Source organism: Nocardioides sp. ChNu-153 (assembly GCF_030466625.1).
Lineage (GTDB): Bacteria > Actinomycetota > Actinomycetes > Propionibacteriales > Nocardioidaceae > Nocardioides.
Window position 1 is genome coordinate 132,124 of the sequence record NZ_JADEVT010000003.1, and the last position, 19,956, is coordinate 152,079.

Genomic DNA, 19,956 nt, shown 5'->3' on the forward strand with positions numbered 1-19,956 from the left:
CGGGTGCGTGAAGTTCGTCGCCTGGGTCCTCGTCAACGCGCTCGGCATCGCCGTGGCCGCGTGGCTGTTCGACGGCATCGCGTTCGACGGCGCCACCACCGGCCAGGCGGAGATCGAGGACAAGATCCTCCCGCTGCTCGGCGTCGCGCTGATCTTCTCGGTCGTGACGGCGTTCGTGACGCCGCTGGTCAAGCTGCTGTCGCTGCCGCTGATCCTGCTGACGCTCGGGCTGTTCCTCTTCGTCGTGAACGCCGCGATGTTCCTGTTCACCGGGTGGGTCGCGGACCGCTTCGACATCCCCTTCACGGTCGACGGGTTCTGGACCGCGCTCGGCGCCTCGATCGTCATCACCGTCGTCACGTGGATCGTCGAGGCCGTCACCGACACCGAGGTGCGCGGGTGACGGGGGTCCTCCCCCCGCCCCGACCCACCCGCGCGGACGGCTCCGCGCCGTACCGGCTCGCCGTCGTGTGCCTCGGCAACATCTGCCGCTCCCCCGTCGCCGACGTGGTGATCGAGGCGCGCCTGGCCTCGGCCGGTCTGGCCGACGCGGTCGAGGTGCGCTCGTTCGGCACGGGCGGCTGGCACGTGGGCGGCCCGATGGACGAGCGGTCCGCGGCGGTGCTGACCCGCGGGGGGTACGACGCCACCCGCCACCGCGCGCGCCGCCTCGACGCCGACGAGGCCGCCGGCTTCGACCCGCTGCTCGGCATGGACGCCACGAACGTCGCCGACGTGCGGGCCCTCGCGGGCGACGCCGCCGACCGCGTCCTGCTCTTCCGCGACCTCGACCCCGCGGGCACGGGCGACGTGCCCGATCCGTACGCGGGCGGCCCCGAGGGGTTCGACGCCACGCTCGCCGTCGTCGAGCGGGTCGCCGACGCGCTCGTCGCCGAGCTGGGCGCCCTGCTGCGCGCGCCCTCAGCCGCGCCCGGGCCCGCCCCGACCTCCCCCGCCCCGACCGGGGGTGCGGTATGACGCGCCAGCCCCTCGTCGCGCGCCGGGCCGAGCAGCTGCTCGGCACCGCGGTCGCCGCCACCTCGCCCGTCGCGGGTGGCGACACCTCGACCGCGACCCGCCTGCGCCTGGCCGACGGGCGCAACGCGCTCATGAAGACCTGCCCCGGGGCGCCGGCCGGCTTCTTCGAGGCCGAGGCGCGCGGGCTGGCGCGGCTCGCCGGCGTACCCGGGGGCGTCGAGGTCCCCGAGGTGCTGGCCGCCGCGTCCGACTGCGTGATCCTGCGGTGGGTCGACCCGGGCCGCCCGTCGGCCGACGCCGCCGCCGCGCTGGGCGCCGCGCTGGCCCGCACCCACCTCGCCCCCGCGATCCTGGGCGCGGAGCAGGACGGCTTCATCGGCCGCCTGCCCCTGCCCTGCTCCGCCCCGCCGGGCGCGACGTGGGCGGAGTTCTACGCCGTGCGCCGCGTGCTGCCCTACCTCAAGCTGGCCCGCGACCGCGGCGCCGTGCTGCCCGAGGACGCCCGCAAGGTCGAGGCCGTCCTACCCCGCCTCGCCGGGCTGCTGCCCGAGGAGCCCCCGGCCCTGCTGCACGGCGACCTGTGGAACGGCAACGTCCTGTGGGGCGTGGGCGGCACCGTGCACGTCGTCGACCCCGCGTCGTACGGCGGGCACCGCGAGGTCGACCTCGCCATGCTCGCGCTCTTCGGCCTGCCCCACCTCGCCGAGCTCTGCGACGCCTACGAGGACACCGCGGCCGCTGCCGGCCGACCGCTCGTCGGCGGCTGGCGCGACCGCGTGCCGCTGCACCAGCTCTTCCCGCTGCTGGTCCACGCCGCGCTCTTCGGCGGCGGGTACGGCGCCCGCGCCGCCGCCGTCGCGTCGGCGTACTCCTGAGCGCGCCCGACCGATCCCGCCCGTCTCTCAGCGCGGCCTCAGAGACGTTCGGCATACTCGACGGGTGCCGGACACCAAGGGATCGCGCGTGCTCGTCGTCGACGACGACCGCGCCGTGCGGGAGTCGCTGCGCCGCTCCCTGGAGTTCAACGGGTACGTCGTGGCCACCGCCGGCGACGGCGCGGAGGCCCTCGCGGGCATCGCCGCCGCCGCGCCCGACGTGGTCGTGATGGACGTGATGATGCCGCGCCTCGACGGGCTCGAGACGACGCGGGCGCTGCGGGCGGCGGGCAACGACGTGCCGATCCTCGTCCTCACCGCGCGCGACGCCGTGGGCGAGCGGGTCGAGGGCCTCGACGCGGGGGCCGACGACTACCTGACCAAGCCCTTCGCGCTCGAGGAGCTGCTGGCCCGCGTGCGGGCCCTGCTGCGCCGGGTCGTGCCGACCGAGCAGGCCGACGAGTCGCTGTCGTTCGCCGACCTCACGATGGACGTCGCCACCCGCGAGGTGCGCCGCGGCTCGCGTGCCATCGAGCTCACACGCACCGAGTTCACCCTGCTCGAGATGTTCCTGCGCCGCCCGCGCCGCGTGCTGGAGCGCTCCTTCATCCTCGAGGAGGTCTGGGGCTACGACTTCCCGACGACCGCGAACTCCCTCGAGGTGTACGTCGGGTACCTGCGCCGCAAGACCGAGGCCGAGGGCGAGCCGCGCCTCATCCACACGGTCCGCGGCGTCGGCTACGTCCTGAAGGAAGCGTGAGCACCCGCCCCGGGAGCCCCGCCCCCGCCGCTCCCCTCCCCCCGGCGCCCCGGCCCGCCGGCCCCCCGCCGTACGACGGCGACCTCGGCGCCCCCGCCGACCCCGACCTGCCGGACCTGCCCGACGGCCGGCGCTGGCACTACCGGCGCTCCCTGGCCAGCCGGGTCACGCTCCTCACCACCATCGCGGTGGGCACGACGGTGGCGCTGCTGTCGCTGAGCGTCTACCTCGTGGTGCGCGTGCAGATGCAGCAGACGATGGACGAGCAGCTGGTCGAGCGCGCGCAGACCACGGCGAGCGTCTACAAGGGCGACGCCGTGACGACCTACGACACCCAGCCGTGGCTCGACGAGGCCAGCGACGTGCGCGTCGTGCTGCTGACCGTGAGCGGCACCCAGCTGCTGCAGGGCCACCAGGACGGGGCGCTGCCCTTCGGCCAGGACGAGCTGCAGGTCGCGGCCGGCGCGGCGAACCACGCCGTGCTGCGGACCGTGACGATCGAGGGGGAGCGCTACCGCATCGCCACCGTGCCCCTGCCGAACCCGGTGGGGATCGAGGGCACGTCGGAGTACGCCGGCGCGCTCATGCTCGCCCAGAAGACCGCGTCGCAGCAGGCGTTCCTCGGCAAGCTCGGCCTCGTGATGGTCGTGCTCGGCGCGAGCGGCGTGCTCCTCGCGGGTCTCGCCGGCACGGCGGTCGCACGCAACGGCCTGCGGCCCGTGCGCCGGCTCACCGACGCGGTCGAGGAGATCGCCCGCACCGAGGACCTGCGCCCGCTGCAGGTCGAGGGCGACGACGAGATCGCCCGTCTCGCGACCGCGTTCAACCAGATGCTCACCGCCCTCGAGGCCTCGCGCGTGCGGCAGCGGCAGCTGGTGGCCGACGCCAGCCACGAGCTGAAGACGCCGCTGACGTCGCTGCGCACGAACCTCGACCTCCTCGCCCAGGCCGAGAGCGCGTCCGCCGCGGCCGTGCTGCCCCCCGAGACCCGCCGCGAGCTCATCGACGACGTCCGCGCCCAGATCATGGAGCTGAGCACCCTCATCGGCGACCTGGTCGAGCTGGCCCGCGACGAGCAGGTGCGCCACGTGGTGGAGCCGGTCTCGCTCGTCGAGGTGCTCGACCGGTCGGTCTCGCGGGTGCGGCTGCGCGCCCCGAGCGTCACCTTCGAGGTGCGCGCCGCGCCGTGGTGGCTCGTGGGCGAGTCGCACTCGCTGGAGCGCGCGATCACCAACCTGCTCGACAACGCCGCGAAGTGGAGCCCGGCGGGCGGCCGCGTCGTGGCGACGCTCGCCAACGGCATCCTCACCGTGGACGACGAGGGCCCGGGCATCCCCGAGCCGGACCGCCCCCACGTCTTCGAGCGCTTCTTCCGCTCCACCGAGTCCCGCGGGATGCCCGGCTCGGGTCTCGGGCTGTCGATCGTGCGGCAGGTCGCCGAGCGGCACGCGGGCACCGTCGCGGCCAGCGAGTCCCCGTCGGGCGGGGCCCGGATGACCCTGCAGCTGCCCGGTTCGCCGCTCCACCCCGACGCCGCCGGCGCCTGAACCTCGCCCGGCGCGGCGCGGCAGGTGCAAGCCGGGGCCGGGCGGGGTAAGGATCACCGCCATGACCGACCAGCAGCCGCCGCGCCCGGACCGCCGCGGACCCGTGGGCCCTCCCCCCGGCACCTCCCCCCGCCTGCCCGCGCCCCCGTCGTACGGCGCGCCCTCCCACCCGCAGCACGGCGCGGGCCCCGGCTACCCCGGTCAGCAGGGGTACCCCGGCCAGCCCGGCCAGCAGCCCCACCCGGGCCAGCCGGGCCAGGGCCAGCCGTTCGGCCAGCAGGGTCAGCACGGCCAGCAGGGCCAGCAAGGGCCCGGCCAGGGGGGACCGGCCACGCCCCGGCGCGCGCGGCGCGAGCGCAGCGGAGGCGGTCGCGGCGTCGGCCTCCTCGCCGGCGCCCTGGCGCTCGGCCTGGCGGGCGGCGTGGGCGGCGCGGCGGGCTACTCCGCGCTGGTCGACGAGGGGATCTTCGAGGCCCCGGGCGAGGGCACCGGCACGGGCGGCGACACCCGCATCGACGCCGAGGAGATCGACACCGAGAGCCTCGACCCGCTCGACCTGGTCTCCGTCAACGACATCTCCAACGTCGTGCTGCCGGCGGTCGTGCAGATCAACGTGCCGGTGGAGGGCGGCTACTCCCAGGGCTCGGGCTTCGTGGTCTCCGAGGACGGCGAGATCATCACGAACCACCACGTCGTCGACTCGGCGTCGCCGGGCGACGAGATCGTGCTGACCTTCTACGACGGCTCGTTCGGCACCGCCGAGGTCGTCGGCAGCGACCCGCTGCTCGACGTCGCGCTGCTGGAGATCACCGAGGGTCCCGACGACCTGACGGTCGCCTCGCTGGGCTCCTCGGACGAGACCGAGGTCGGCCAGGCCGTCGTGGCCATCGGCGCGCCGTACGGCCTGCAGTCGACCGTGACCGCGGGCATCGTGAGCGCGATGAACCGGCCGTTCGTGCTGTCGCTGCCGGACGAGCTGGTGGCCTACCCGGCCATCCAGACCGACGCCGCGGTGAACTCGGGCAACTCGGGCGGGCCGCTGGTCAACCTGCGCGGCGAGGTGGTCGGCATCAACGGGGCGATCGAGCTGGCGCAGGGCGAGACGGGCTACGAGGCCGGCTTCATCGGCATCAGCTACGCCATCCCGATCGACGTCGCGAACGTGGTCGTCGACCAGCTGCGGGAGGGCGAGGAGCCGGAGCACGCCTCCCTCGGCGTGGCCGCCGAGACCGCCGTCATCGACGACATCGTCGACGGAGCGGCGGTGGTGACGGACGTCGACAGCGGCGGGGCGGCCGACGAGGCCGGCCTGGAGCCGGGTGACATCATCGTGCAGGTCGGCGACATCCACGTGAACGGCACGGAGGCGTTGCTGACGGCGGTCCTCGACCACGAGGTGGGCGAGGAGGTCGAGGTGACGTTCCTCGACGACGGCGAGCAGGAGACCACCACCACCGTGACGATGGGCAGCGACCTGGATGGATGACCCACGACGACACGGCGGCCCGACCCGGGCCGCCGTGCGGGCCGTCGGGCTGGCGCTGCTGGGCGCCGTGGCCCTCGCGGGCTGCGGCGGCGACGGCGACGACCTGCCGGCCGGCGCGTCGACGCAGACCAGCTTCCCCACCGCCGACCCGTCGGTGAGCGGTACGGCGGGGGCCGCCCGGGAGGTGCCCGACCCCTGCGCGGCCGCCACGCCGGAGGAGGTCGCCGCGCTGCTCGGCGTGGACCCGGTGCGGGAGGAGCCGGCCGGGGCGGCGACGTACCGGGGCTGCACCTACACCGACGTCGCCACCGACGTCGTCGTGCTGACCATCACCACCGTCGCGGCGGCGGCCGACTTCGAGACCATCTGGGGGGCGACGCTCGGCGAGATCGCGGCGCCGACCGAGGACCTCACCGTCGCGGGCGCCGACGGGGCCCGGCTCGTCACCGACGCTGGGGACGACGCGGTCGCCATGACCGGTCTGGCCTCGCACGACGCGCTCGTGGACATCGTGAACCTCAGCGTGCCCGCGCCGTACGACGTCGCGACCCAGCGCGCGGCCGTCACCACCGTGCTCGAGCAGCTGGTGGCGCTGGGCGGCTGAGCCTCTCGCCGTCCGTGGCCCCGTTCGTGCTCAGCGCAGGTACGACGCAGGCTCAGCGCAGGGCGCCCAGCACCCGCTCGACCTTCCAGCCGGCCTCGGCCCACTCGTCGGCGACGCGCGAGCGCACCGTGATGCCCCCGCCGGTGCCGGCGCGCCACGTGCGACCATCCGCGCCGTACAGGCTGCGGATCACCACGCCCAGGTCGGCGCCCTCGCCCGAGAGCCAGCCCAGCGCGCCGGCGTACGGGCCGCGCGACGCCCCCTCCACCGCCGCCACGACCTCCATCGTGCGCAGCTTGGGGGCGCCCGTCATCGACCCGGCGGGGAAGAGCGAGCGGACGGCGTCGACCACGCCGACCTCGGCGCGCAGCTCGCCGACCACCGTCGAGACGAGCTGGTGGACGCCGGGGTAGGTCTCGGTCGCCATGAGGTCGGGCACCCGCACCGAGCCGGGGCGGCTCACCGACGCGACGTCGTTGCGCAGCAGGTCGACGATCATCAGGTTCTCGGCGCGCGTCTTGGGGTCGGCGGCCAGCGCGTCGCGCAGCGCGGCGTCCTCGACGGGGTCGGCGCTGCGCGGGGCGGTGCCCTTCATCGGCTTGGTCTCCACGACCCGGGCGCCGCCCGTCGTGCCGATGCGCGCGAACCGCTCCGGCGACGAGCCGAGCAGCCAGGCCCGGGCGCGGTGGGGCGCGGCGTCGCCCGTACCCGTGACGTCGTGCTGGAGGAACCCGGCGTACGGCGCGGGGTTGGCCGCGCGCAGCCGGGTGTAGGCCGCCCACGGCTCGAGGTCGGTGCGGGCGGTGACGCGGTGGGTGAGGTTGACCTCGTAGGAGTCGCCGGCGTGGAGCGCCTCCTGCACCCGGTCGAACGCCGCGGCGTAGGCGGCGGGGACGGCGCCGGACACGTCGCCGGGCGGCGTGCGGGGGCGGTCGGCGGGCGGCATCGCGGGGGCCGAGGGGACGGGGCCGTGCTGCACCTCCCGCACCCGGCTCGGCCGCAGCCACACCGCCTCGGGCGGGTCGGCCGCGTCGAGGAGGGCGGGCAGGTCGCGGCGCGCGGCGTACCCCAGGTAGCCGAACCACCGCGCCCCCGGCTCCTGCTCGACCTCGGCGGCGAGCACGGTGAAGGGGTCGTCGCCGACGACGGTGCTGCGCCAGCGACCGGGCCGGCCCGTCCAGCGGCGCACCTCGCCGGCCACCGCGTCGTACGTCAGCGACACGTCCTCGGGCTCCAGGCCCGCCACGAACGAGCGGCGCCCCGACCAGGCGCGCCCGGCGCCGCCGTCGAGCCAGACGCAGCGGGGGTACGCCGTCGCGAGCGCCTCGAGGTCGACGTCGGGGTCCGGCGGGGGCACGGGCAGGACCGTAGCCGAGCCGCGCGCACCCGGGTTCGTGGTAGGAGCGCCGCGGGATGTCTGGCGCTGCCACCACGAACGGGGGCCGGGCGGGGGCGGTGGGACGGGCTCAGCGCCCCAGGAACGCCGCGACCATCTCCGCGCCGTGCTCGCTCAGCACCGACTCGGGGTGGAACTGCACCGCCTCGAGCGGCAGGTCGCGGTGGCGCACACCCATGACGACATCCGGCTCGCCCGGCTCGCCGGCGCACGTCGCCGACACCTCGAGGCAGTCGGGCACCGCGACGGCGCCCAGCGAGTGGTAGCGCACGGCGGCCAGGCCCTGCGGCAGGCCCGCGAACACCCCGCGCCCGTCGTGGCGCACCCGGGCGACCTCGCCGTGGGCGGGCGTGAGGCGGGTGACGCGTCCGCCGTACGCCGTCACGAGGCCCTGCAGCCCGAGGCAGACGCCGAGCACGGGCCGGGCCCCGGCGCGCAGCACCGCGCGCCCGACCGAGAAGTCGCGCTCGACCTCGGGGTGGCCCGGCCCGGCCGACAGCACGACGTGGGAGTGGCGCAGCACGTCGGCGGCGTCGACCTCGTCGTGCTGCACCACCCGCGGCAGCTCGCCCGTCACCGCGGCGACGAGGTGGGCGAGGCTCTGCGTGTAGGAGTCGTGGTGGTCGACGACCACGACGTCCGGCGCGTCCGGGCGGCTCACCGGGGCCGGCTCAGACGAGCAGCTCCCGCACCAGGCGGTGCAGGATGTCGAAGCCGTTCTGGGTGAGGATCGACTCGGCGTGGAACTGGATGCCGCGGTAGTGCGGCCCCGCCAGGGCGTGCACGTCGCCGGTCGCGGGGTCGGCCTCGACGCGTACGCCGCCGCTCACCGCCGCGCGGCCGTCCGCGCCGACCTCGTCGGTCGGGACGCGACCGACGAAGGTGTTGTAGAAGCCGACGCGCTCGGTGCGCCCGTCCATCCGCACGGGCGACTGCGTGCCCTGGAACACGATGTCCTTGAACGCCAGCGGCAGCCCGAGGTGGTGGCACAGCGCCTGGTGGCCCAGGCACACGGCGAGGAAGGGCCGCTCGGTCGCCATCAGCTCGGCCACGGCGGCGCGCAGGTGCGCCATCTTCGGGTCGTCGCCGTCGCGGGGGTCCCCCGGCCCGGGGCCGACCACGACGAGGTCGAACCCGTCGAGCGCGCCCGGCGCGTAGGCCTCGTGCCGAACGACCTCGCTCGTCATGCCGAGCACGGCGAAGACGTGGCGGAGCATGTTCACGAAGTCGTCCTCGCCGTCGAGGATGACGACGCTGCGCCCGGCCAGGTCCGCGTCGGCGTCCTCGCCGGCCTGGTCGGTCAACCAGAACGAGGAGAGCCGGCGGTTGCGGGCGTTGAGCGCGAGCAGCACGTCCTCGTCGGCGACGAGCTCGTGCACGTCGACGCCGCTGGCCGGGGCGGCGGGCACCAGGCCGAAGGCGCTGAGGATGCCACCCGCCTTGGCGTGCGTCTCCGCGACCTCGTACGCCGCGTCCGAGTCCCGCACGAGGGTCGCGCCCGCGGTGACGGTGAGGTTGCCGGCGACGTCGACGTCCGCCGTACGGATGACGATGGGGCTGTCGAGCACGGGCTCGCCCTGCTCGTCGCGGCCGAGGACCGCGAGCGCCGCGCCGTAGTAGCCGCGGCCGCCGGGCTCGTGGGCCTTGATGAGGCGGCAGGCGTTCTCGACGGGGCTGCCGGTGACGGTGGCGGCGTACATCGTGTCGCGCAGCACCTCGCGGACGTCGCGGTCGGTGCGGCCGGCGAGGAGGTACTCGGTGTGCACGAGGTGCGACATCGGCTTGAGGAACGGGCCGAGCACCTGGCCGCCCTCGTGGCAGATGTCGCACATCATCTTCAGCTCCTCGTCCACGACCATGAAGAGCTCGTAGACCTCCTTCTCGTCGGCGAGGAAGTCGAGCAGCCGGGGCTTGAGCTCGGCGGCCGCCGCCTCGCCGCGCGGGAGGCGGAAGGTGCCGGAGATGGGGTTCATGCGCACGTCGCCGCCGTGCACGCTGACGTGACGCTCGGGGCTGGCGCCGACGAGGTAGCGGTCGCCGGTGAAGAAGCAGAACGTCCAGTAGGCGCCGCGCTCGCGCTCGAGGAGGCGGCGGTAGACCGTCAGCGCCTTCTCGGCGCTCCAGTCGGCGACGACCGCGCGGTACTGCCGGCCGATCACGAGGTTCGCGCCCTCGCCCTGCCCGATCTCCTCGGTGATGACCTGGTCGACGACCTTCGCGTAGGCGTCGTCGTCGATCTCGAAACCCCCGCGGTCGGTGAACTCGACCTCGCCGACCGGCAGCGCGGCGACCACCTCGGCCACGGAGAACTCGAACTCGTCCTCGACGTCGACGACCACGAGCGGCGTGCCGTCGTCGTGCGCCTCGAAGCCGCGCTCGGCGACCTGGCGGAACGGCACGGCCACGAGGCGGTCGCACGTGCGGCCCGGCGCGGGCACGCCCGTCTCGAGGGGGATGTCGAGGATCGACTCGGCGACCCAGCGCCGCCCGCCCACGAACCCGACCGTGTCACGGTCGCCCGCCCGCGTCGAGCGCCGGATGATCGCCCACGCCTCGTGCCCCTGGAGCGCGGCGAGGGCGTCCTCGACGGTCAGGGCGGCGGGGGGCGTGGTCATGGCAGGTGAGCCTACTTTCCCCGTACGGCGCGCCTCGCCGCCGTCCCAGGCCCGGGGACCGGAGGTGGTCTCGAGGGCCGCTGGCGCGGCCACCTCGACCACCGCGCCGCATCGACCTCCGGTGGTTGAGGTGGGTTGCTCTGGCAACCCCTCGAAACCACGCCCGGCGACCGCTCAGCGGCCCGCGTGCGCCCAGCGGGCGAGGTGCTCGACGAGCACGGCGCGGTCGCGGTCCCAGTTGTGGTGGGCGGCGACGTACGCGTGGCCGCGCTCCGCCATCGCCCGGGCGCGCTCGCGGTCGTCGGCCAGGGCCAGCACCGCGTCGGTGGGGGCCGCGCCGAAGGGCACGACGACGCCGCCGCCGGAGGCCGCGAGGAACGCCTCGACCTCGGGCAGCGGGGTCGCGACGACGGGCACGCCGTGCGCCAGGTACTCCATGTTCTTCGTCGGCAGCGACACCCGGTGGTTGGCCTCGTCGTGCAGCAGCGCCAGCCCGGCGACCGCTCCCTGCACGAGCGGCAGCGCCCGGTCGTTCGGCACGAACCCGTGCCACACCAGCGTGCCCGCGTCGTGCGCGGCCTGCAGCGCGGCGCCGACGGTGCCGTGCGCCGTACCCACGACCTCGACGCGCACGTCGTCGCGCCCGCGGTCGGCCAGCTCGCGCGCCAGCGCGACGATCTCGTCGGCGCCGCGGTCGCGGGTCAGCGAGCCGAGGTAGACGACCCGCGCGGGGCCGTCGGCGTCGGGGCCGGGCACGGTGGCGGGCACGGACGTGGAGTTCGGTACGACGGGGTGGTCGCCGCGGAACAGCCGGCGGTAGCCGTGCTCGGCGAGCAGCAGGTGGTGGCGCCGCTCGGCGCGGCCCAGCAGGAACCGCAGGAAGCCGGCCAGCGGCACGCGCAGCCAGGTCGGGATCCAGGTGCGGATCTCGACGGTCGCGGGCACGTCCTCGTGCACGTCCCACACCACGGGTGTGCGCCCGGCGGCGCCCGCGACGAGCAGCAGCTCGGGGTCGTGGAGCAGCACGAGGTCGTGCTCGGGCGCCAGCGCCCGGATCTTGCGCCGGGCGTCGAGCAGCGCGCCGAGGCGGCGGCGGCCGTAGGAGCGGCGCACGTCGACCACCGTCACCCCCGGGCGAGCCGGCACGGCGAAGCCGGAGAACGGCGCCAGGTAGGTGACCTCGAACCCCGCGTCGAGCAGCGCGCCCATCTCGCGGTGCGCGATCCGCGCGTCGCCGGGGTGGTGCACGACCGTCGCGACCAGCACGCGCAGGCCCGCGCCGGGTCGCTCCCCGCCGGTCACCGCACCGCTCACCGGGCTCACCCGACCGTCGACAGCAGCTGGGTGGCGCGGGTGAGCACGACGTACAGCGTCGCGCGCCCCGTCTGCGACTCGTCCTCGATCTCCTGCGGGCGCACCACCACGATGCCGTCGAACTCGAGGCCCTTGGTGTCGAGGCCGGTGAGCACGACGACGCGGTCGGTGCCGCTCGGCGCGCTCGCCGAGTCGACCGACGCGGCGGCCGACGGCGCGTCCTGCGCCAGCTCGGGCCACGAGGCGAGCCACGCGTTGACCTCGGAGCGGCGGGCGACGGGCACGACGACGCCGACGGTGCCGGCCACCTCGCCCGCGATCCGGGCGACCTCGGCGCGCACGGCGGCCTCGAGGTCGGCGTCGGCGACCGGGCCGGTCTCGACCGGCGCCGTGCCGGTACGGCGGACCGCGTCCGGCAGGTCGGCGTCGAGGCCGACGCGCGCGGCGTAGGCGGCGGCGTACGCGTAGATCTCGGCCGAGTTGCGGTAGTTCGTCGACAGGTGGAAGGAGTGCTCGACCTTGCCCTCGAGCGCCTCGGCGCGCGCGGCGGCGGCCTCGGCGGGCACGGGCCACGACGACTGCGCCGGGTCGCCGACGATCGTCCACGACGCGGTGCGGCCGCGGCGGCCGACCATGCGCCACTGCATCGGCGTCAGGTCCTGCGCCTCGTCGACGAGCACGTGGGCGTAGGGGTCGTCCTCGATGCGGTGCGTCGGCGGGGTCCAGGCGCGGCCCGACGGGGCGTACTCCCGGTCCGACGCCGTCGTCAGCTCCTGCAGGTCGACGCCGCCCTCCGCGGCGCCGAGAACGTCGTCGAGCGAGGTGTCCGACTCGGTCGCGGCCGGCACGTCGCCCAGCGCGTAGCGCAGCTCGTCGACGAGCGGCACGTCCTCGATGCTGAGCCCGGCGCCCGTGCGCGGGTCGACGGGGCCGGTGCCCCACGACTTCACGAGGAGGCGCTGCTCCTCGGGCTCGAGGAGGCCGTCGGCGACCCGGGCGAGCAGCTCGGGGTCGCGCAGCCACGTGAACACCTCGACGGCCGACAGCGGCGGCCACCACGCGGTCGCGAACTCGACGAACGCGGCGTTGTCGAGCATGTCCTCGTCGAAGAACTCGCGGCCCAGGTCGCGCCCGCGCTCCGAGCGCACCTGGCGCCACATCGCGTCGAGCAGCGCCCGCGGCACGCGCGGCAGCTGCCGGTTGCGCAGACCCTGGCTCATCAGCTGGCGGCGGATCCGGCCCAGCACCCCGCGGTCGAGCACGATGCGGTTGTCGCGCCAGAAGACGGAGAACTCGGTCGGCGAGCCGGGCGCCTGCTGGCGGGCGACGCGGCGCACCACCTCGGCCATGCGGGCGGAGCCCTTGACGTCGGCGACCCGCGGCTCGTCGTGGCGGCTCGCGCGCACGCCGTCGACGACCTCGCCCAGCGAGCGCAGCGCCACCGCGGTCTCGCCGAGGCTCGGCAGGACCCGCTCGATGTAGCGCATGAACACGCCGCTGGGACCGATGACGAGCACGCCGCCGGTCTCGAAGCGCCGGCGGTCGTTGTAGAGCAGGTACGCCGCGCGGTGCAGCGCCACGACCGTCTTGCCCGTGCCGGGGCCACCGGAGATCGAGACCACGCCCTTCGAGGGCGCGCGGATCGCCTCGTCCTGCTCGGCCTGGATCGTGGCGACGATGGAGTGCATGGACCGGTCGCGGGCGCGGGACAGCTGGGCCATGAGCGCGCCCTCGCCGATGATCGGCAGGCTGCGCCCGGCGGCCTCCGCCTCGGCCTGGCCCTCGGCGTCGAGCAGCTCGTCCTCGACGCCGAGCACGGTGCTGCCGGTGCTGCGCAGCACGCGGCGCCGCACGACGCCCTGGGGCGTGGCGGCCGTGGCCTGGTAGAACACCGCCGCCGCGGGCGCGCGCCAGTCGATGAGCAGCATGTCGTGCTGCTCGTCGCGCAGCCCGATCCGGCCGACGTAGCGGGGCTCGGGGTCGCGGTCCTGGGTGAGGTCGAGGCGGCCGAACACGAGGCCCTCGTGGGCGGCGTCGAGCTGCGCCATGCGCTTCGCGGCCTGGAAGACCATGGCGTCGCGCTCGACGAGCCCGCCCTCGTGGCCGAGCTTGCCGCGGGCGTGGCCCTCCGCCGCGAGGCGCTGGGCGCGCTGGGTGGAGTGCACCAGCTGGGCCTGCACGTGGTCGACGAACGCCTGCTCCGTCGCCACCTCGCGGGCGGCGAGGTCCTCGCTCTGCTGCGCGCCGTCCTCCGGCGCCTGGTCCTGCGTCACTTCTGCACCTTCCGCACCCTCCGACGGGCCCCGGCGCGGGACCCTGCGTCCGTCGTACCCACACCGACGGGACAAGCAGGAAACCTTACCTGCGGGACGTGACCGCCGTGATATCCCGCGACGACCCGTGGACCCGCACAATGGGCCCGTGAAGCGCGACATGGGCTGCCGCCTCGAGATCGACGTGCTCGACCCCACCGACCTGGAGCTGCAGGTCGCCGTCAGCGGCCGGTACGACGAGGGCCAGGTGACGGAGAACCTCAGCTGCACCCTCGACGGGCGCCCCGTGGAGGTCCGTGAGATCCGCGACCCCTCCGGCGCCCGCATCCACCAGCTCGACCCCGGGCGGGGCCGGCTCGTCGTGACCTACGAGGCGACCGTGCGGGGACGCGCGCAGCAGGTCGCGGGCACGGCGTACGAGCGCTCCCTCTACCTGCGGCCCAGCCGCTACGCGGAGGCCGACAAGTTCTTCGGCTTCGCGGCGACCGAGTTCGCCGAGGTGCTCGAGGAGCACGGCGACGCCCCGCAGGTGCTGCTGCCGCGCGTGGCCGCGTGGGTCGGGGCACGCCTCGACTACGTGCCCGGCGCGAGCAAGCCGACCGACGGCGCGACCGACACGCTGCTCGAGGGCGCGGGCGTGTGCCGCGACTACAGCCACCTGACCGTCGCGCTGCTGCGCGCGCTCGGCGTGCCGGCCCGGCTGGCGGCGGTCTACGCGCCGGGCTGCGACCCGATGGACTTCCACGCCGTGGCCGAGGCGCTCGTCGGGGACACGTGGTTCGTCGCCGACGCCACCTGCCTGGCGCCGCGCTCCTCGCTGGTGCGCATCGCCACGGGCCGCGACGCCTCCGACACGGCGTTCTGCGACAACCACGGCGGCCAGATCGAGCTGCTGTCCTCGCAGGTCTTCGCGATCGTCGACGGCACGCTGCCCGGCGACGACCTCGACGAGCTGGTCGCGATCACCTGAGCGGGGCCCGCGGGTACGGCGTACCGCTCACCGCCCCCGCGACAGGAACGCCGTCATCGCCTCGCGGGCGGCGTCGGAGCGGAACAGCCGCGCGCTGAGCTCGACGAGGCGCTCGCCGTCGGCGTCGATGCGGGCCAGCAGGTCGCGGTTGAGCAGCGCCTTCGTCTCGGCCAGGCCCTGCGGCGCCCCGCTCGCGAGCGCGGCCACCACCCGGTCGACCTCGGCGTCGAGCTCGACGGGCTCGACGGCGGTGGTCACGAGCCCGTACGCCGCGGCGCGGGCGCCGTCGAACACCTCGCCGCCCAGCGCCACGAGGCTCGCGGCCCGGGACGTCAGCCGGGGCAGCACGGTCAGCGAGATCACGGCCGGGGTCACGCCGAGCTTGACCTCGGTGAGCGCGAACGTCGCGGCGGTGCTGGCCACCACCACGTCGGCGGCCGCCACGATGCCGATGCCGCCGGCGCGCACGGGGCCGGGCAGTGCCACGACGACCGGCTTCGGGTGCGCCACGATCCGGCGCTGCAGCTCGACGACCGCGCGGGCGCCCTCCTCCATCGGCGCCGTGGCCGCCTCCGACAGGTCGGCGCCGGAGCAGAAGACCCGGTGCGCGGTGCGGAGCACGACGACCTTGACCTCCGGGTCGTCGGCCGTCGCCGCGAGGTGACCGAGCAGCTCGGTGACCAGCTGGCGCGACAGTGCGTTGCGGTTGTGGGGCGAGTCGAGGGTGATCGTGGCGACCCGGCCGTCGGCGGTGTCGGCGTGGGCGAGGTGGACGAGCTCGTCGGTCATGGCGGGCATCCTGCCGTCTCGGGTGCCCGCCGTCGCCCCTCAGCGCAGGACCGGCTCCGGTGTGGCGGACAGGCCGAGGTGGTCGCGCAGCGTGCGGCCCGTGTACTCCTCCCGGAACAGGCCGCGGCGACGCAGCTCGGGCACGACCTGGTCGACGAAGTCGTCGAAGGTGCCGGGCGACTGGGCCGCGGAGAGGATGTACCCGTCGGCCTCGCCCCCGGTGAAGCCCTCCTCGATCTGGTCGGCGACGTCGGAGGCCGTACCGACGAACTGCGGGAGCAGCACACCCTGGGCGTAGAGCCGACCGATGTCGCGCAACGTCAGGTCGTCGCGCTCGCCGAGCCGTCGCGCGACGTCGAAGAGACCCTGGGTGCCCGCGACCTGCACGTCCTCCACGGGCGCGTCCAGGTCGTACGTCGAGAAGTCGTGGTCGGTGTGCACCGAGAGCGTCAGCAGTCCCGAGATCGGGTCGGCGAGCTCGTTGTGGAACGCCTGCTTCTCGCGGGCGATCGACGCCGTCTCCGCGACGAACGGGATGAAGGACGGGAAGACCTTCACGGTGTCCGGGTCCCGGCCGGCGTCGCTGGCACGGCTCTTCAGGTCGTCGTAGTACGCCCGGCGGCCCTCGGGGGTCGGATCGATCTCGAAGACGGCGTCGGCCCAGCGGGCCGCGAAGTCCTTGCCCTTCCCCGAGGCGCCGGCCTGGATGAGCACCGGCCGGGTCTGGGGGGAACGGGGGGTCGGCAGCGGGCCGCGCGTCTTGAAGAAGAGACCGTCGTGGTCGACGGCGTGCACCTTCGCGGGCTCGGCGAAGACCCCGGCGGCCTTGTCCTGCACGAGCGCGTCGGGCTCCCAGCTCTCCCACAGCGCCACGGCCGCCTCCACGAACTCCTGCGCGCGGTCGTAGCGCAGGTCGTGGTCCAGGGCGTTCTCCAGGCCGAAGTTGCGGGCCTCTGCCGTGCTCAACGACGTGACGATGTTCCAGGCGACGCGGCCGCGGCTGAGGTGGTCCAGCGAGGCGAACACGCGCGCCACCTCGAACGGGTGGAAGTACGTCGTGCTCTTGGTGACCGCGACCCCGAGGTGACGCGTGACGGCGGCGATGCTCGTCGCCACCAGCGTGGGATCCAGGGTCGCGCTGGCCTGGGTGCCGCGGCGCAGCGCCTCGTCCTGGTCGCCGCCGTAGTTCGTCGGCACCGCGAGCAGGTCGGCGAAGAAGACGAAGTCGAACGTGCCGCGCTCCAGGGTGCGGCCGACGCGGTGGTAGTACTCCGCGTCGAGGAACCCGGGGTCGGAGCCGGGGTGCCGCCAGGCGGCGTGGGAGTGGGTGACGTGGGACGCGATCTGGAAACCGCCGAGGTGCAGCTGTCGGGTCACGGGGACCTCCTCGTGGGGGATTAAGTCGATCGAGACACTACGGTTTGGACCGACCGCGGCCCCCGACGTCCCGAACCGTGGACCGCGCCCAGGCGGCGGGGCTCAGGCCACCAGCGCCGCGGCGGCGGGGCTCAGGCCACCAGCGCCGCGGCGAGCGTCACGACGGGCACGGACAGCACCGTCGTGAGGAAGACCGCGTCGCGGGCGAGCACGACGCCGCGGTCGTAGCGCGTCGCGTGCACGAAGACGTTCTGCGCGGTCGGGAGCGCCGAGATGACCGTGACGGCGAGCAGCGCCGTGTCGTCGAGCCCCAGCACGAACCGCCCGACCGCCCACGCGACGACCGGCTGCACCCCGAGCTTGAGCGCCGTGATGAGGAGCAGCTCCGGGGCGTCGTTGAGCCCGGGACGCGGGCCGAGCCGCAGGTACACGCCGTACGCCAGCAGCATGCTCGGCACCGCCATCGCGGCCAGCAGCTCCAGGGGGTCGTGCACGGCCCGCGGCAGCTCGACGTCGGTGCCGGCCAGCACGAGGCCGATCACGGAGCCGACGGTCAGCGGGGTGCGCAGCGGCCGGCTGAGGATGCGCCACACCGAGAGCCGCTGCTCGGCGACGGCGACGTCCATCACGGTGAGCGCCAGCGGCTGCAGCACGAGCAGCTGCAGCAGCAGGACGGGCGCGACGAGCGCGGCGTCGCCGAGCACGTAGGCGGCGATGGGGATGCCGAGGTTGCCCGCGTTGACGTAGGCCGAGCACAGCGACCCGACCACCGTGTGGGCGAGGTCGCGGTGCAGCACGAGCCGGGCGACGAGGACGTAGACGGTCGCCGTGACCACCACCGCGGCGGCCGAGGCGACGAGGGTGGAGGAGAGCACGGCGCCGATGTCGGCGTCCTCCAGCACGGTGATCAGCAGCGCCGGGCTGGCGACGTAGAACGCCAGCAGTGAGAGCGCCCGCTGGCCCGGGAGGTCGATGACGCCCAGGTGGGCGAGCAGCACGCCGACGAGGATGAGCACGCCGATCGTCGCGAACCCCTCGAGCACCGCCGTCACGCCGCGACCCTACGGGCGGGGCGACCCATCCGCCGCACCGGCGGCGACGAACACCTCCCATGGCCACCTCAGCGAGCGGTACGACCCACCGCAGCCCCGCCGCCGGCGGGCGCGCCCGCACGGCGATCGCCGCTCTCGGCGGCGTCCTCGCCACCCTCGTCGGGATGGCCGTCGGCCACCTCGTCGCCGCCCTGCTCGACCCGTCCGCCTCGCCGGTGCTCGCGGTCGGCTCGACCGTCATCGACCTGACGCCGACGCCGGTGAAGGAGTGGGCGGTCGCGAACTTCGGCAACGCGGACAAGCCGATCCTCATCGGCTCCGTCCTGCTGGTGACGCTGCTGCTCGCCGCGGTGGCGGGCATCATCGCCGCCCGCCGCTTCGTCGTCGGGCTCGCGCTGCTGCTGGTGCTCGTCGGCGTCGCCGGCGTGCTGGCGCTCGTGCGCCCGACCGCGTCCGTCGTCGACGTCGTGCCCGCCCTGGCGACCGCGCTCACCGGTGCGGCCGCCCTGTGGTGGTTCCACCGCACCGCGCTGGGGGTGGGACCGGGTACGACGACCGCGGCCGACGCCCCCCGCGAGGCCACGACCCAGGACACCGAGGGTGCCGGCGCGACCGACCACCCCACGGGCCCGCGCCCCACGCGTCGCGGCGTGCTCGTCGCCGGCGGCGTCCTCGCCGTGACCGCCGCCGCGGCCGGTGCGGTCGGCCAGTGGATCGGCTCGGTCAAGACCCGCATCGGCAACATCGTGCTGCCGACCGCCGTCGACTCCGACCCCGACCTGCCCGACGGCCTCGACATCGACGGCCTCTCGAAGTTCCGCACGCCGAACGACGAGTTCTACCGCGTCGACGTCAACCTGACGGTGCCGGTCGTCGACCAGGACGACTGGACGCTCACCATCGACGGCGACGTCGAGAACGAGCTGACGATCACGTGGGACGAGCTGCTCGACATGGACATGGTCGAGCGCGACATCACGATGACCTGCGTCTCCAACGACGTGGGCGGGCAGTACGTCGGCGCCGCGCGCTGGCTGGGCGTGCCCCTCACCGACCTCCTCGACCGCGCCGGCGTCGGCGACCGCGCCGACCAGCTGCTCTCCACGGCGGTCGACGGCTTCACCATCTCCACCCCCCTCGACGTCGCCACCGACGGCCGCGACGCGCTCGTCGTCGTCGGCATGAACGGCGAGCCGCTCCCCCGCGAGCACGGCTTCCCCGTGCGCCTCGTCATCCCGGGCATCTACGGCTACGTCGGCTCGACGAAGTGGCTCACGAAGCTGACGCTCACGACGTACGACGAGGAGGTCGCCTACTGGACCGAGCGCGGCTGGGCCACCGAGGCGCCCGTGAAGATCTCCTCGCGCGTCGACGTGCCGAAGGCCGCCGAGGAGATGGAGCCGGGCAAGGTCGTCATCGCCGGTGTCGCCTGGGCCCAGACCCGCGGCATCGCGAAGGTCGAGGTGCAGATCGACGGCGGCGGCTGGACCGAGGCCACGCTGGGCGCCGACGCCGGCGTCGACTACTGGCGGCAGTGGTACTACGAGTGGGACGCCACCGAGTCCGGCCGTCACACCGTCACCGTCCGCGCCACCGACGTCGACGGCGAGGTGCAGACCGACGCCCGCATGGCCCCGTTCCCCGAGGGCTCCAGCGGCCTGCACACCCGCGCCATCCAGGTCGCCTGACGCCGAGTCGTCGCGAACCGCACGCCACCGAGCTGCCGTCACCCCCGTACGTCGGGAGTGGCGGCAGCTCGTCCGTGTGCCGGCCCGGACCCGCCCGGCGCAGCTGGCGACGACTCGACGGCCCCGCGCCGACCGTTCGCGACGACTCGGCGGAAAGTCCCGAGAAAAAGTTCGCCCGCGTCCAATCCGTCCCCGGAGCACCACCGAACTACCTGTGCAAGCCCGCGGAGGG

General features: G+C 75.0%; 17 protein-coding genes. 9 read left to right on the forward strand and 8 right to left on the reverse strand.

What is annotated here, in order from left to right; translation table 11 throughout:
• The first annotated feature begins 7 nt into the window (after positions 1–7).
• The 7 genes from INN71_RS06635 (at position 8) to INN71_RS06665 (ending at position 6,250) form a co-directional block, all read left to right on the forward strand.
• A complete protein-coding gene (locus INN71_RS06635) occupies positions 8–403 on the forward strand; it encodes a phage holin family protein (protein WP_301799924.1) in 396 nt (131 codons plus the stop codon).
• Positions 400–978: a low molecular weight protein-tyrosine-phosphatase gene (locus INN71_RS06640; protein WP_301799925.1), complete on the forward strand. Its 579-nt coding sequence runs from the start codon at positions 400–402 to the stop codon at positions 976–978. The genes INN71_RS06635 and INN71_RS06640 overlap by 4 nt, the downstream gene beginning before the upstream one ends.
• Positions 975–1,853, forward strand: coding sequence for a fructosamine kinase family protein (locus INN71_RS06645; RefSeq protein ID WP_277498078.1), 879 nt, complete (start codon positions 975–977; stop codon positions 1,851–1,853). The genes INN71_RS06640 and INN71_RS06645 overlap by 4 nt, the downstream gene beginning before the upstream one ends.
• A 64-nt stretch (positions 1,854–1,917) precedes the next feature.
• On the forward strand, positions 1,918–2,613 hold the full coding sequence (locus INN71_RS06650) for a response regulator transcription factor (protein WP_277498077.1): 696 nt from the start codon (positions 1,918–1,920) through the stop codon (positions 2,611–2,613).
• The gene (locus INN71_RS06655) at positions 2,610–4,160 is read left to right on the forward strand and encodes a HAMP domain-containing sensor histidine kinase (protein WP_301799926.1); all 1,551 of its coding nucleotides are present in this window, start codon (positions 2,610–2,612) and stop codon (positions 4,158–4,160) included. Before INN71_RS06650 ends, INN71_RS06655 begins: the two co-directional genes overlap by 4 nt.
• Before the next feature lie 61 nt (positions 4,161–4,221).
• The gene (locus tag INN71_RS06660) at positions 4,222–5,646 is read left to right on the forward strand and encodes a S1C family serine protease (RefSeq protein WP_301799927.1); all 1,425 of its coding nucleotides are present in this window, start codon (positions 4,222–4,224) and stop codon (positions 5,644–5,646) included.
• Positions 5,639–6,250, forward strand: coding sequence for a DUF3558 family protein (locus INN71_RS06665; RefSeq protein WP_301799928.1), 612 nt, complete (start codon positions 5,639–5,641; stop codon positions 6,248–6,250). The genes INN71_RS06660 and INN71_RS06665 overlap by 8 nt, the downstream gene beginning before the upstream one ends.
• A gap of 52 nt (positions 6,251–6,302) precedes the next feature.
• Here the strand turns inward: INN71_RS06665 and INN71_RS06670 are convergent, their stop codons facing one another.
• From INN71_RS06670 to INN71_RS06690, 5 genes are all read right to left on the reverse strand, one after another.
• Complete coding sequence (locus tag INN71_RS06670; protein ID WP_301799930.1) at positions 6,303–7,607, reverse strand: anthranilate synthase component I family protein; 1,305 nt, start codon at positions 7,605–7,607, stop codon at positions 6,303–6,305.
• 109 nt (positions 7,608–7,716) lie between these two features.
• Positions 7,717–8,307, reverse strand: a complete 591-nt coding sequence (locus INN71_RS06675) for an aminodeoxychorismate/anthranilate synthase component II (protein ID WP_301799931.1) — start codon at positions 8,305–8,307, stop codon at positions 7,717–7,719.
• A gap of 10 nt (positions 8,308–8,317) precedes the next feature.
• The gene (locus tag INN71_RS06680; RefSeq protein ID WP_301799932.1) at positions 8,318–10,261 is read right to left on the reverse strand and encodes an anthranilate synthase family protein; all 1,944 of its coding nucleotides are present in this window, start codon (positions 10,259–10,261) and stop codon (positions 8,318–8,320) included.
• Positions 10,262–10,435: 174 nt separating this feature from the next.
• A complete protein-coding gene (locus tag INN71_RS06685; RefSeq protein WP_301799933.1) occupies positions 10,436–11,575 on the reverse strand; it encodes a glycosyltransferase in 1,140 nt (379 codons plus the stop codon).
• Positions 11,576–11,580: 5 nt separating this feature from the next.
• Positions 11,581–13,848: a UvrD-helicase domain-containing protein gene (locus INN71_RS06690; RefSeq protein WP_301799934.1), complete on the reverse strand. Its 2,268-nt coding sequence runs from the start codon at positions 13,846–13,848 to the stop codon at positions 11,581–11,583.
• 148 nt (positions 13,849–13,996) lie between these two features.
• On the opposite strand from INN71_RS06690, the gene INN71_RS06695 reads away from it, so the two are divergent.
• On the forward strand, positions 13,997–14,818 hold the full coding sequence (locus tag INN71_RS06695) for a transglutaminase family protein (RefSeq protein WP_301799935.1): 822 nt from the start codon (positions 13,997–13,999) through the stop codon (positions 14,816–14,818).
• Positions 14,819–14,845: 27 nt separating this feature from the next.
• Here the strand turns inward: INN71_RS06695 and INN71_RS06700 are convergent, their stop codons facing one another.
• The 3 genes from INN71_RS06700 to INN71_RS06710 all read right to left on the reverse strand — a co-directional run bounded on the left by INN71_RS06700 (position 14,846) and on the right by INN71_RS06710 (position 18,036).
• Positions 14,846–15,607 carry an enoyl-CoA hydratase-related protein gene (locus tag INN71_RS06700; RefSeq protein ID WP_367619025.1) on the reverse strand — a complete coding sequence of 254 codons (762 nt, stop codon included), beginning with the start codon at positions 15,605–15,607 and terminating at the stop codon, positions 14,846–14,848.
• A gap of 39 nt (positions 15,608–15,646) precedes the next feature.
• Positions 15,647–16,984 carry an LLM class flavin-dependent oxidoreductase gene (locus INN71_RS06705; RefSeq protein WP_301799937.1) on the reverse strand — a complete coding sequence of 446 codons (1,338 nt, stop codon included), beginning with the start codon at positions 16,982–16,984 and terminating at the stop codon, positions 15,647–15,649.
• A gap of 131 nt (positions 16,985–17,115) precedes the next feature.
• Complete coding sequence (locus tag INN71_RS06710; protein WP_301799938.1) at positions 17,116–18,036, reverse strand: AEC family transporter; 921 nt, start codon at positions 18,034–18,036, stop codon at positions 17,116–17,118.
• Positions 18,037–18,095: 59 nt separating this feature from the next.
• Between INN71_RS06710 and INN71_RS06715 the strand changes: the two genes are divergently transcribed.
• Positions 18,096–19,724: a molybdopterin-dependent oxidoreductase gene (locus tag INN71_RS06715; RefSeq protein WP_301799939.1), complete on the forward strand. Its 1,629-nt coding sequence runs from the start codon at positions 18,096–18,098 to the stop codon at positions 19,722–19,724.
• Positions 19,725–19,956 lie beyond the last annotated feature (232 nt).